Genomic DNA, 13,177 nt, shown 5'->3' with positions numbered 1-13,177 from the left:
CGACAGCCTGTTGCCGAAATAGCCAAAATTTAAGTGCAATTTAAGAAAACAGAACATTTAAGGGCCCGATTCTACGGAAATAGAGAGCCCAAGCGACCAAAAGTCACAATAGCGAGGTCTTTTTGCTAATGTTTTCGATGGGCGTTCTGTTAGTTTGAGCCAAATCAAGGGGGGAGAGTTCCATGGCGGCCAAGACAAATCCGAAGCGGGAAAAACAGATCGATGCGGCGCGCAAGATCGCGACGGCCACAGGCGACGCATTCCTCGATCCGGAAATCCTGTTCGGCCGCGCCAGCAACGATGACATGGATCGCTACACGCCCGAAATGCTGGCGCTGACGGCTATCCGGTCGGCCACGGAATTGGCAGGCTGGACCGGCAAAGAACCGCGCGTCAGCATCGCGCAAATCGATGGCGTGGAGCCCGATGGCACCGCTGTCTCGGTGCTGTCGATCACCGATCGTAACATGCCTTTCCTTTATGAATCGGTCATGGGTGAAGTGACGAGCACCTATCGTGACGTCTATATGGCCGTGCATCCCATCCTGATCGTCAAGGAGGGCAGCACGCCGTGCCTCTATTCGTCGGATACGCCTAGCGACCCCGCGCATCGGATCAGCCATATCCAGCTGCATCTGGCCGCACTCACCCCGGTTCAGGCCGACGACCTCATCAAGCGCGTGTCAGCTGTGCTGGAGCAGACCCATCTCACCGTCTCGGACTGGAAGCCGATGCTCGCAAGGCTCGATACCGTTATCGGGGAGTTGTCGGCATATGATCCCGGCCGCCGCAAGGCGGACCGCGACGAGGCGCTCGCTTTCCTTTCCTGGCTGCGCGACGGCAACTTCACGTTCCTGGGCATGCGCGATTACGTCTATTCCGGCCGTGGCGCGGCAGCCAAGGTCGAGCGCGACCAAGGCACGGGGCTCGGCATCCTTTCCAATCCAGACGTCCGTGTTTTGCGCCAGGGCAAGGATGCCGTCACCACGACCCCAGAAATTCTCGCCTTCCTGGAAGGCCCGGATTTCCTGATCGTCACCAAGGCCAATGTGAAATCTATTGTCCATAGACGCGCCTATATGGACTACATCGGCGTCAAGCGTTTCGATGCCGATGGAAACGTCACCGGCGAGTTGCGCATCGTTGGCCTCTTCACTTCAACGGCCTATACGGCGGCGGTGGCGGAAATACCGCTGCTGCGCTCGAAGCTGCAGAAGGTTACCGACCATTTCGGCTTCGACCCGACCAGCCATTCCGGTCGGATGCTGCAGAACACGCTGGAATCCTACCCGCGCGACGACCTCTTTCAGATAGACACTACGCTTCTTGCAAGTTTCTGCGAGCAGATCAACGATCTGGCCGACCGGCCTCGGGTGCGCGCGTTGCCGCGCATCGACCATTTCGACCGCTTCGTCTCCGTCATCGTCTACGTCCCGCGCGAGGAATATGATTCCATCGTGCGCGAAAAGATCGGGACTTACCTGAAGACGGTCTATGACGGCCGGGTCTCCGCCTACTATCCGGCTTTTCCTGAAGGTGGCGTTGCCCGCGTGCATTTCATCATCGGCCGGTCGAGCGGCAAGACGCCGAGAATCCCGCAAGGCAAGCTCGAAGATGCCATCCGTCTTATCACCGCGCGCTGGTATGACCGGTTCCAAATGCTTGCAGGCCCAAAGGCTCCGCATATCGTAGTCAGCCAGGCTTTCCAGGAGGCTTTCACATCAGACGAGGCCGTAGCCGACCTGCCGGCCATGGTTGCCTGCGCCGGCAGCGAGGCGATCCGCATCGCATTCTATATGAGGCATGCGGAAGAGGGCGACATCCTTTCTCTGAAGATATTCCACGGCGATGGCAATCTAGCGCTTTCACGCCGCGTGCCGCTGCTTGAAAACCTGGGCTTTAACGTGCTCAGCGAGCGAACATTCGACATCAGCGTCACGACATCGGACGGCAAGACGGGATATGTCGTGCTCCATGATATGGAACTGGAAGCAAGAAGCGGCGTGACGCTCGACCTGCTTCGTCATGGCGCGGCGCTCGAGCAGGCGTTCCTTGCAGCGTTCGGTGGAACCATCGACAATGATAATTTCAACCGCCTAATCATCTCCGCTGACCTGTCCGGTCGCGAAGCCAATATCCTTCGCGCCTATGCCCGCTACCTCAGGCAGGCAGGCATTGCCTATTCTCAGGACTACATCGCCGCGACACTCGATAAGTATCCAGCAATCTCCGCTGCAATCGTGCGTCTGTTTCAGACCTCGATGGATCCGAGGCTTGCCGAAAAGCCGCGGTTGAAGAAGCTTGCCGAACTTCATCAGACGATCGAGACCGATCTTGCCGACGTTCCGAGCCTCGACGACGACCGCATTCTGCGCCGCTACGTCAATGCGGTCGACGCGACATTGCGCAGCAACTATTTCCAGAAGAATCCCGATGGCTCGCCGAAGGCCATGCTCGCGCTGAAGCTTGATCCGAAGCTTTTGATCGGTCTGCCGGAACCGCGACCTTTCCGCGAGATCTTTGTCTACGGCGTCGAAGTCGAGGGTGTTCATCTGCGCTTCGGCAAGGTAGCGCGTGGCGGGTTGCGCTGGTCGGACCGGGCGGAGGATTACAGAACCGAGGTGCTCGGCCTGGTGAAAGCCCAGCAGGTGAAAAATGCCGTGATCGTGCCGGTTGGCGCCAAGGGCGGTTTCTATCCGAAGAAGCTGCCCGTTGGTGGCAGCCGAGACGAAATATTCAATGCCGGCCGCGAAGCCTACAAGACCTATATCCGCACGCTGCTATCGATCACCGACAACATTTCGGGGACCGAGATTATCCCGCCGCCGGATACGGTCCGCCTCGACGGCGACGATCCTTATTTCGTTGTCGCAGCAGACAAGGGCACGGCGACCTTCTCCGACACCGCCAACGGTTTGGCGCAGGAAGCCGGCTTCTGGCTCGACGACGCCTTCGCGTCAGGCGGCTCGGCAGGCTATGACCACAAGAAGATGGGCATCACAGCGCGCGGCGCCTGGGAAACCGTCAAGCGCCATTTCCGCGAGTTCGACATCGACATCCAGACCACGCCCTTCTCCGTCGTTGGCGTCGGAGACATGTCGGGCGACGTCTTCGGCAACGGGATGCTGCTGTCGCCGAAGATCAGGCTGATTGCCGCCTTCGACCACCGCGATATCTTCATCGATCCCGATCCCGACATGGCCAAGACACTGGCAGAGCGACAGCGCCTGTTTGATCTTGCGCGCTCGAGCTGGCAGGACTTCAATAAATCGATTCTATCCAAGGGCGCGATGATTATCTCTCGCTCCGCCAAATCCGTGACGCTGACCTCCGAAGCCGCTGCCGCCATTGGCATCGACAAGTTGGTCGCGACACCCTTCGAGATCATGACCGCAATCTTGAAAAGCCCGGTTGACCTGCTCTGGTTTGGCGGCATAGGCACCTATGTCAAGGCAGCTGCTGAAACGGACGCCGACGTCGGCGACCGCGCCAACGATCCCATCCGAATCGCTGCCGACGAGGTGCGCGCCAGGGTGATCGGCGAGGGCGCCAATCTCGGCGTCACTCAAAAAGGCCGCATCGCGTACGGGCTCAAGGGCGGGCGCTGCAACTCCGACGCCATCGACAATTCTGCCGGCGTCAACACGTCGGACGTCGAAGTCAACATCAAGATCGCCTTGGCGGCAGCCATGCACGATGCCCGACTGACGCGCGCCAAGCGCAACCAGCTTCTTGCGTCAATGACCGACGAAGTCGCCGCTCTCGTTCTGCGAAACAATTACTTGCAGTCGCTGGCGATCTCGCTGACGGAACGTCGCGGCACCGCCAACGGGCTGGAACTCGGTCGCTTCATGAGCGTGCTCGAGGCGGCGCGGCAACTCAGCCGCAAGGTGGAGACCTTGCCTGACGACCAGACTTTCGCAGAGCGTTATGCCAATGGCCGTCCGTTGACGCGCGCTGAAATTGGGGTGCTGCTTTCCTACGCCAAGATCGTGTTGTTCGACGCCATCGTCTCGAGCGACCTGCCGGACGACCTCTATTTCGCCGAGACCCTGACAGGCTATTTCCCGGTCAAGATGCAACGCTCTAACGCGGCCGATATCGATGGTCATCGCCTGCGCCGCGAGATCATTGCGACGATCCTTGCCAATGAAGCGATCAATCGTGGTGGCCCGGGCTTTATCGTCAGCATGATGGACGCAACCGCGGCATCGGCTCCAGAGGTGGTCAAGGCAGCTGTCATTGCCCGCGACGGCTTCGATCTCGATCGGCTATGGGCCGAGACCGACGCACTTGACGGTCGCATCGGTGGACAAGTGCAGAACCGCATCTATGCGGAGATCGGACATATCTACACCGTGCTCACACGACTGCTGCTCAAGACCGCTATGGCGAAGGGCGACATCGAAGAGACGATTAGCCGACTACAGGCGGCATTAAAGAAGCTCAGACCCGTCTTTGCAACGCATATTCCAGCAGAATTTTCAGCCGACATCGCCGCGCGACGGGCGGAGTATGTGTCGGCCGGCCTTCCCGAAAATCTCGCAGCGGAGGTCGCTTCTCTATCGACCCTGGTCCTGGTGCCCGAGATCATGCAGATCGCGGAGAGGACCGAAGACACGCTTTCCCGCGCGGCCGAGAGCTATTTTACCGTGTCGCAAACTTTCCGTGTCGGCCGACTGCTCTCCTCCGGCAGCCGCATCATAACGGGTGACCACTATGAAAGCCTGGCGCTGGCCCGCAGCCTCGACCAGATCGCCGGCGCCCGGCGCGACATCGTCATTGCTGCCCTCAGCAATCACCGCAAGGACAAGCAGCCCATCCTTGCCTGGCATGCAGAAGACCGGATCCGCATCAACCGGATAGCTGAAGAGCTATCCGGCCTCAGCGAAGGCGGCGACCCTAACCTTGCACGCATCACGGTGGCCGCCGGCCTGCTGACCGACCTTGCACATGATCGACTGAGATGAGAAGGTCCGGGCGATTTCGTTAGCAAGCAGCGATTTTAGGGGTAAGAGGCTTGGAAATTGTGCATATCGGCGACGGCGCGCCAGCCAAGGTGCCGGCGCGCGGCATCTGGGGTTGGATGCTGTTCGACTGGGCAGCACAGCCGTTTTTCACCGTCGTCACCACCTTCATTTTCGGACCCTATTTCGTCTCTCGGCTAACCACAGACCCTGTCAGCGCGCAGGCCATGTGGAGCAACATGGCGACGATCTCATCGATCATTATCGCCGTGCTCTCCCCGGTTCTCGGCTCCATCGCCGATCAATCTGGCGCTCGCAAGCCGTGGATCGGCTTCTTTGCTGTGATAAAGATCGCCAGCCTTTTCTGCCTTTGGACGGCGGCTCCGGGCTCACCCATCATTTATCCCGTCATCTTCATGATCCTTGCCTCGATCTCGGCCGAATTCTCGATTGTCTTCAATGATTCGATGATGTCGCGGCTGGTCAGCAAGGACGATGTCGGCCGGCTTTCCAATACGGCCTGGGGTCTTGGTTATCTCGGCGGCATGATCGTGCTCATTACGGTCGTCGTGTTGCTGGCGGGAAGCCCCGAGACCGGCAAGACGATCCTCGGATTGATGCCCCTGTTCGGCCTTGACCCAACCCTTGGCCAGGACGCCCGCATCACGGGGCCCATATCGGCGGTCTGGTATGCGATCTTCATCCTGCCGATGTTCTTCTTTACACCGGACGCCAGGCGCGGTCTGCCGCTCGGCCCTGCGGTCCGGTCTGGCCTTGCGGAGTTGAAGACGACGCTAGCCGATCTCAAGCACCGTCCGGGCATTGCCCGTTTCCTGTTCGCGCGGATGATCTATCAGGACGGCGTCAACGGCGTCCTCATCCTGGGTGGGACTTTCGCGGCGGGCATGTTCGGCTGGCCTACCATCGAAATCGGCATCTACGGAATCATTCTCAATGTCGTTGCCATCTTCGGCTGCCTGATTGCCGGACGCCTCGACAAGCGGCTTGGCTCGAAGACGACCGTCGTCGTCAGCCTGACCATGCTGCTTGTTGCCACAATCGGCATCATTTCCACCGGGCCCGGTTTCACGCTGTTCGGTCTCGTGAAACTGTCGACGGAAAACGCCGGTGGTCTATTCGGCACCGCTGCTGAAAAGGCCTATATTCTCTACGGGCTTCTCATCGGCCTCGCATTCGGGCCGGTGCAGGCCTCATCGCGGTCCTACTTGGCCCGCAGTGTCAGCCTGGCTGAGGCCGGCCGGTATTTTGGCATCTACGCACTCTCCGGCCGCGCCACCAGTTTCATGGCAACGCTATTCTTTTCGATCGTCACCTATTGGACTGGATCGGCACGCTATGGCATGGCGACGCTGATCATCTTCCTAGCCGGCGGCCTGCTGGTGCTTTTGCCGACGCCCTATCCCGCCGACGTTCCCAAGAAGCGCTGACGGGTCACACGAAGCAGCGTTCACCCATGGATATCTGTTATTCGTGCGGGAATATCCGTCAGTGGCGGAAATGACGAACGCCGGTGAAGACCATGGCAACGCCATGCTCGTTGGCAGCGGCAATCACTTCCTCGTCGCGCATCGATCCGCCCGGCTGGATGACGGCAGTGGCCCCGGCGGCAATCGCCGACAGCAAACCATCGGCAAACGGCAGGAAGGCCTCAGAAGCGACTGCCGATCCCTTGGTCAGCGGCTCGGCAAGGCCCATGGCCTTGGCGGCATCTTCCGCCTTGATCGCGGCGATACGCGCTGAATCGACCCGGCTCATCTGGCCGGCGCCGATGCCGGCGGTCCGGCCATCCTTGGCATAGACGACGGCATTCGACTTCACATGTTTGGCGACGCGGAAGGCGAACTTCATGTCGATCAGTTCCTGCGCGGTCGGCGCGCGCTTCGTCACCACCTTCAGCTCCAGATCATCGACCATGGCGTTGTCGCGGCTCTGGACAAGCAGGCCGCCGGAGACGGTCTTTGCGGTCAAACCCGGCGCACGCGGGTCGGGCAGGGCGCCCACGGATAGGAGGCGTAAATTGGGCTTGCGGGCGATGATCGCCTTTGCCTCGTCGCTGACCGCTGGTGCAATAATGACTTCGGTGAACAGCTTGACGATTTCTTCTGCGGTCTCGGCATCCAGCAGGCTGTTGAGCGCAATGATACCACCGAATGCTGAAACGCTGTCGCAGGCAAGCGCCCTTTTGTAGGCCTCGGCAAGAGTTGGTCCCGTCGCGACGCCGCAAGGGTTCGCATGCTTGATGATAGCGCAAGCGGGACCGTTTGCCGGCGAGAACTCGGCGACCAACTCGTAGGCGGCATCCGTGTCGTTGATATTGTTGTAGGAGAGCTGCTTGCCCTGAAGCAGCGTCGCGGTGGATACACCAGGTCGGTTGTCACCTGTGACGTAAAACGCCGCCGCCTGGTGCGGATTCTCTCCATAGCGCATCTCCTCGCGAAGCACGCCGCCGATGACCCGGTGGCGTGGTGTGGCAATCTCAAGCGCCTCGGCAAACCAGTTTGAGATCATAGCGTCATAGGCTGCGGTGCGAGCGTACGCCTTTGCGGCCATCCGCTGACGGAATGCATAGGCCGTTTGGCCGGCATCCGTCGAAAGCTGGTCGAGCAGAGCTGGGTAATCGGCCGGATCTGTGAGGATTGTCACATAGGCGTGGTTCTTGGCGGAGGCACGGATCATCGCCGGACCGCCGATGTCTATGTTTTCGACTGTCGTGGGGTAGTCGCCGCCTGCAGCGCGGACCTCTTCGAAGGGATAGAGATTGACGACCACGAGGTCGATCCCCTCGATGCCGTGCTCCTTCATTGCCGCCTGATGTTGCGGATCGTCGCGGATGGCGAGAAGCCCACCGTGCACCTTCGGATGAAGCGTCTTTACGCGCCCGTCCATGATCTCCGGAAACGCCGTGACCTCGGAAACATCGGTGACGGCGATGCCGGCAGCGGCGATCGATTTGTGCGTACCGCCGGTCGACAGCAGGCGAACGCCAATATCGCTGAGAGCCTTTGCAAGTTCGACGATGCCAGTTTTGTCAGAGACGGACAAAAGCGCGATTTTGATTTTCACCTTATCGGGGGCAGGGATCTTCTTCGAAACGACGGCCATGAATTTTCTCCGATCTGGTGTGCGGGAGACATCCGGCGAGGGACGCCATGAGGCTATGGCGCCGCGTTAGCACAGCTTCACCGCAGAGAAAACACTTGGCCGCTCAACGACGGGATAAAAACCACCGGATCTCCGGCTTTTCCGAAAGCGAGAACACCACTTCGATCTGCTCGGACGACCGGACGCCCGAAGCGTCGGCGAAAAAGACGTCCTCGGCCAACAGAACTTCATTGCCGGGGGACGAGAATACCCAGGTTTCACCATCCGGCGCTTTGAGCATCACCGATTCTGAGTCCGACTGCATCATGGCAATCGAAGGATGAATGTGAAAGCGCGCCGAGGCGCGATTTTCCCCAGCGGCCATGTTCTTCCCCGCCGGTGGATAGAACCGGTCGCGGCCGGTCACGATCGTTCCTGTCGCATTCAACGTCAGCTCACGCTCGTGGTGGACACCGAAAGCCTGGAGGTAACCGTCGTGCGATGCCTTTACGCAATCGCGCCCATCCTCGGTCTCCATTCGCTCGACATCGACTTTGCGCAGCCCGCTCACCGCCACCGGCCCGAGCAGATCGGAGCGCGAGAAAGACATCGACGAGGTGTCGTTGAGTGTGACCGTGGAATGCGCGGCCGTGGCGCGGGCCATCTGCACGTAGCGACCGCCGGCAAATTTCGGCGAGCCGGCGTTGATGACAATACGATGCTTGCCAGACGACATCTCGAAAGCGAGACAGCCGGCATGCGCCGTCCGCGACAGGTCATTCGAAACGGGAAGGCCGGTATCGACGATCAACAGCGTCTGTCCGGCCGATAGCCGTTGATAGCGACCCTGCGGCAGGGCCTTGAAGGGCTGCCCGGCTGTCTCGTCGTAGCGCAGCACCGACATCAGCTCATTGGCAAGCGTGGATGTGGCGCCATTGAACAGCGCCAGATCGCCGTCCTGATGGCGAAAAAAGCGCAGCGCAGGATACATTCGGTCGATCCCGGCTATCAACCGTGCGGGCACGTCGTGGCCGAGGTTGACATATGTCTGTCGCAGCGGCAGCAGATCGAGAAGCAGTTCCAGCGCGGCACGGGGATTGCGTGATATATGCGATCCGTCGGGCTGGATCTGCCGGTCGATCTCCCGATCAAGCGCCTGGCCGGCGCGCCGGACGGTCGATAGCCGTGCCGGCATTGCCACCGAAGCCACGGCCAGCGCGATGCGGACCCGAAACCGTACTTCACCATCCGACGCCGTCGCGGCGACATGCCTGAGATAGCGAACCTGGTGGGTGAGCGACTTCATGAAGCGCCGGTAAAAGCCGCTGTCTGTCCCTTGCAGGACGACGGGAGAATGCGACAGCCAGGCGATGATCCGCTGGGCGACAATGTCGGCCTCCCAGGCAATCCCCGTGGGGCGGCGTCCGTGAACGCTGATCCACTCGTTGACGATCGCCCGTGCCTGGGCGCAGGCTTGGTCCGTCTTGTCGGCGCGCATATGCCGAAGCCAGCCAAAACTATGCAGGCGTGTAGCAAACATCTGCGACGGCAATTCCAGCACGAAGGGTGAGCGACCGTTGGTCTCGAGCACCCGACCAGCAAGCGGGATCCGGCCATTGATGATTTCGGCCGCAACAAAGGGATCGATGCTTCGCAAATCTGTCGGCGCGACGATCAATCGTTCCGGCACGCGTACCGTATGGCGGGTAAGGCGCAAACGCGCCAACGCTGTGCGACGCAACATCCGCCGCCATGCTTCCCGCACGTATAAACTCACAAAGCGCCTGCCAATTCTGCGTATTTAATCGCGCTTATTCTCCGCCCCCATCGTTAAGGGGACGTTAGCAAATGGTCAATTCGACCCGGTATGATCCATTTTGATCAGGCGGGGGCTATTGCGTAGCTAGCCCCACCCATCACTTCCGGCGAAGAACAGCCGCAAAAAATCCATCGAGACCGGGCGCAAAACCTTGCGACATCGGCAACATGGATGGTGTCGTCCTGAATTCGCCGAGCGGTGAAATAGCCGCTTCAAGCCCCGGCCAGCTATCCGGGCTGATCGGCACGCGCTCTACTCCGGCATTATTCGCCAGCACGCGCGCGACAAGTTGCTCCCCCTCGGACGGATCGAGCGAGCAATTGGAAAAGACAACAATGCCGCCGGGCTTTACCAGCGTCAGCGCATGGACGAGCAACCGCTCCTGAAGGGCTGCAAGCTTGGCAATATCTTCCGGCCCCTTGGTCCAGAGCACATCGGGATGGCGCCTTGTCGTGCCGGTCGACGAGCAGGGCGCATCGAGCAAAGCCGCGTCGAAAAGCTCGGCCGGCTCGAATTTCGCCATATCCGCAACCACGGTCTCCGCCTTCAGCCCCAGTCGCTCCAAGTTCAACGACAGCCGTCTTAACCGACTGGCAGACTGATCGAGCGCGGTGACTATACCGCCAGCCAGAACAAGCTGCGCGGTCTTGCCGCCAGGCGCGGCGCAAAGATCGACCACGCGTTTTCCAGCGAGCGAACCGAACAGCTTGGCGGGAATACTGGCGGCAGCATCCTGCACCCACCATTCCCCCTCCACAAAGCCGTCGAGCGAGGGTATCGAACCGTCGAAGGCGGCAAGCCTTACTCCCCCCGTTGGCAGCACAATGCCATTCAAGCGATCTGCCCAACCCTGCGGATCGGACTTGACGGTGACGTCAATCGCCGCGGGTTCGAGCTGCGTATCCGAAATCGCAAGCGCCGCCTCGCGCCCGTATGCTGCCTCAAGACGTTTCAAAAACCAAAGCGGCATGGCCGGGACGTTGGACGTGCGGTCGAGAATTGCCTGCTTTTCCCGCCCGATTCGGCGCAGAACCGCGTTGACCAGCTTGGCGAAGCGACGGTTGCGCGGATCCTGGTTGGCCTGCTCGACCGCCAGATCGACCGCCGAGTGATCCGGCACGTCGAGATAAAGCATCTGCGCTGCGGCAACGACCAATACGTGGTGCAACGCCCGCGCACCCTCGGGTAGGGGCGTATCCAACATCGATGCGATTGCTGCCTCGATACGCGGCAGATGGCGAAGCGCCGAATTCAGGATGGCGCGCACCAGCGCCCGGTCGTTGTCTTCGAGAACCCGATAGGCCGGGTTGCCACCCTCCGCATCCAGCATGCCGTCGAGCGGAGTCTTGCGGTCAATGACGGCAGCGAGGATCTTCGATGCGGCCGCCCGCGCGGCCAGACCGGGCTTTGCCGGCAGCGAAGAAATCGGTCGCTGGTGGTCGCGTCTTCCTGTTGTGGAATTACGTCCCTTGGCGGCGGCTTTGTCTGTATCGTCTGAATTCAAGACCAGGGTCCTTTGGGCGGCTGTGTTCCACCGCGGCCGAGGCCGGTATCGGGGACGGAGCGCGATTTGCGCACCGGACTAGCAGGCCGGACCGGCCCCGTCGAGACGATATGCGAATTTGGCTCCGCGCTCTGGTTGCTACGCCTCGCCATCTCGTGGAGCGCAGCAATGCGATTGTCCGTGTTCGGATGGGTGGAAAAGAGATTGTCCATCCGTTCGCCGGACAAGGGATTGATGATGAACATATGCGCGGTCGCAGGGTTGCGCTCAGCCTCGTAGTTCGGCACTTCCCCGGCGGAACGGGCGATCTTTCCGAGTGCTGACGCGAGTGCGAGCGGGTTACCCGAGATCTCCGCACCACGCCGGTCGGCCGAATATTCACGAGTTCGGCTGATCGCCATCTGGACCAGCATCGCCGCTAGCGGCGCCACGATCATTGCAACGAGAACACCGACAAAACCCAGGGGATTGTTGCTGTCCCTCCGGCCGCCAAAGAAGAAAGCAAAGTTTGCGAGCATCGAAATGGCCCCGGCAAGCGTCGCAGTAATGGTCATTGTCAGCGTGTCACGGTTTTGAACATGCGCAAGCTCATGCGCCATGACGCCGGCAACTTCCTCGCCGGTCAGCGCATTGAGCAGGCCGGTCGAGGCGGCAACTGCGGCATTGTCAGGATTGCGGCCAGTGGCAAAGGCGTTCGGTTGCGGGCTGTCGTAAAGATAGACCCGCGGCATCGGCAGGCCGGCATTGCGAGCGAGATTGCGAATGATCGCATAGAATTCCGGCGCGCTTTGTTCATCCACCACCTGCGCGTTGTAGGTGGAAAGTACCATCCGGTCGGAATTCCAGTAGGAATAGAAATTCATGACGAGCGCCGCCACGAAGGCGATCGTCATCCCAGCCCGGCCGCCGATCAGGTAGCCGACACCCATGAATAGTGCCGTCATGAAGGCCAGCAACATGGCTGTCCGAACAATGTTCATAGATACCTCTTTAGGCAAATCATCGGCCCGGTCTTTATATTCGCCCGGGACGCATTATAATCTGGCTATTCGCCTGCCTATTTCAAGTTTGGTTCAAAGTGCCGCATGCAGATAGCTGACAACGACGATATCGGGACCGTCAACGTGGAAACCGAGAGAAAAGCCCCTCAAAAGCCATTGTCCCCCGCTGCAAAACGCGCCCTGGCCGAGGCCGAGGAGCGCCGAAAGAGACAAGCCCAATCCGACCAGCCACCTGAAATCGGCGGACGCGGGGGCGCCGATCCCGCGCGTTTCGGCGATTGGGAGATCAACGGTCGAGCTATCGACTTTTAAGGTAGATATTCCTACTGGCTTTTACCATTGTCAGGAAATAATCCCTGACAATGGTTCGATCTCATTTCGCGGTAATTTTGGCGTTGCTGGCTCTGCATTTTTGCGGAACGACGGTGCACGCCAACACAATCAACGAGGTCGTCGATGGACCGATATCGGCGGAAATAGATCACGTCATCGATGGCAACACGATATCCTTGTCGAGGCGTCGCCCTGGCCGCAACAGACGATCGAGGTCTATGGGTGACAGCGCGGGATTGACGCGCCCGAGTTTCACTCGAAATGCGAAGAGTTTCGCGCCGCTGCCGAGCGAGCCCAGGCGGCTCTCTAGGAAATTATGCCTGCCACCGGTAAGGTGGAGCAGACCAGGAATTCAGGCGACAAATATTTCGGCAGGATTCTTGCCGATGTCACGACGAAGGACGGGGGAATCCGGCTCATGATCTACTCGCCACCGGCCAGGCCGTCCCAT

7 protein-coding genes are annotated in these 13,177 nt (G+C 60.1%); 3 read left to right on the top strand and 4 right to left on the bottom strand.

The features are described 5' to 3' along the window. The first annotated feature begins 182 nt into the window (after positions 1-182). Entirely contained in the window at positions 183-4,970 is a 4,788-nt protein-coding gene (locus tag AB4Z52_RS04590; protein WP_442216731.1) for an NAD-glutamate dehydrogenase, read from the top strand. 50 nt (positions 4,971-5,020) lie between these two features. Further along, the gene (locus AB4Z52_RS04585) at positions 5,021-6,415 is read left to right on the top strand and encodes an MFS transporter (RefSeq protein ID WP_442216730.1); all 1,395 of its coding nucleotides are present in this window, start codon (positions 5,021-5,023) and stop codon (positions 6,413-6,415) included. A gap of 58 nt (positions 6,416-6,473) precedes the next feature. Here AB4Z52_RS04585 and purH read toward each other — a convergent pair whose 3' ends face one another. The 4 genes from purH to htpX form a co-directional block, all read right to left on the bottom strand. After that, on the bottom strand, positions 6,474-8,090 hold the full coding sequence (gene purH, locus AB4Z52_RS04580; protein WP_442216729.1) for a bifunctional phosphoribosylaminoimidazolecarboxamide formyltransferase/IMP cyclohydrolase: 1,617 nt from the start codon (positions 8,088-8,090) through the stop codon (positions 6,474-6,476). Positions 8,091-8,193: 103 nt separating this feature from the next. Continuing rightward, positions 8,194-9,813, bottom strand: a complete 1,620-nt coding sequence (locus tag AB4Z52_RS04575) for a heparinase II/III family protein (protein WP_442216728.1) — start codon at positions 9,811-9,813, stop codon at positions 8,194-8,196. Between the two features lie 172 nt (positions 9,814-9,985). Further along, on the bottom strand, positions 9,986-11,398 hold the full coding sequence (locus AB4Z52_RS04570; protein WP_442216998.1) for an RsmB/NOP family class I SAM-dependent RNA methyltransferase: 1,413 nt from the start codon (positions 11,396-11,398) through the stop codon (positions 9,986-9,988). After that, entirely contained in the window at positions 11,389-12,372 is a 984-nt protein-coding gene (gene htpX, locus AB4Z52_RS04565) for a zinc metalloprotease HtpX (RefSeq protein ID WP_442216727.1), read from the bottom strand. The genes AB4Z52_RS04570 and htpX overlap by 10 nt, the downstream gene beginning before the upstream one ends. Before the next feature lie 105 nt (positions 12,373-12,477). On the opposite strand from htpX, the gene AB4Z52_RS04560 reads away from it, so the two are divergent. After that, positions 12,478-12,705 carry a DUF1674 domain-containing protein gene (locus AB4Z52_RS04560; RefSeq protein WP_442216726.1) on the top strand — a complete coding sequence of 76 codons (228 nt, stop codon included), beginning with the start codon at positions 12,478-12,480 and terminating at the stop codon, positions 12,703-12,705. The last annotated feature ends 472 nt before the right edge of the window (positions 12,706-13,177 follow it).

It is taken from the genome of Rhizobium sp. 2YAF20, assembly GCF_052114685.1.
Lineage (GTDB): Bacteria > Pseudomonadota > Alphaproteobacteria > Rhizobiales > Rhizobiaceae > Rhizobium.
Note: the sequence above shows the minus strand (reverse complement) of the source record. Positions and strands in the feature narration are given on the sequence as shown.

Excerpts from the sequence above, each read along its gene's own strand:
- AB4Z52_RS04590 (WP_442216731.1), top strand. The coding sequence starts at position 183 with ATGGCGGCCAAGACAAATCCGAAGCGGGAAAAACAGATCGATGCGGCG.
- htpX (WP_442216727.1), bottom strand. The coding sequence starts at position 12,372 with ATGAACATTGTTCGGACAGCCATGTTGCTGGCCTTCATGACGGCACTA.
- purH (WP_442216729.1), bottom strand. The coding sequence starts at position 8,090 with ATGGCCGTCGTTTCGAAGAAGATCCCTGCCCCCGATAAGGTGAAAATC.
- AB4Z52_RS04560 (WP_442216726.1), top strand. The coding sequence starts at position 12,478 with ATGCAGATAGCTGACAACGACGATATCGGGACCGTCAACGTGGAAACC.
- AB4Z52_RS04575 (WP_442216728.1), bottom strand. The coding sequence starts at position 9,813 with ATGTTGCGTCGCACAGCGTTGGCGCGTTTGCGCCTTACCCGCCATACG.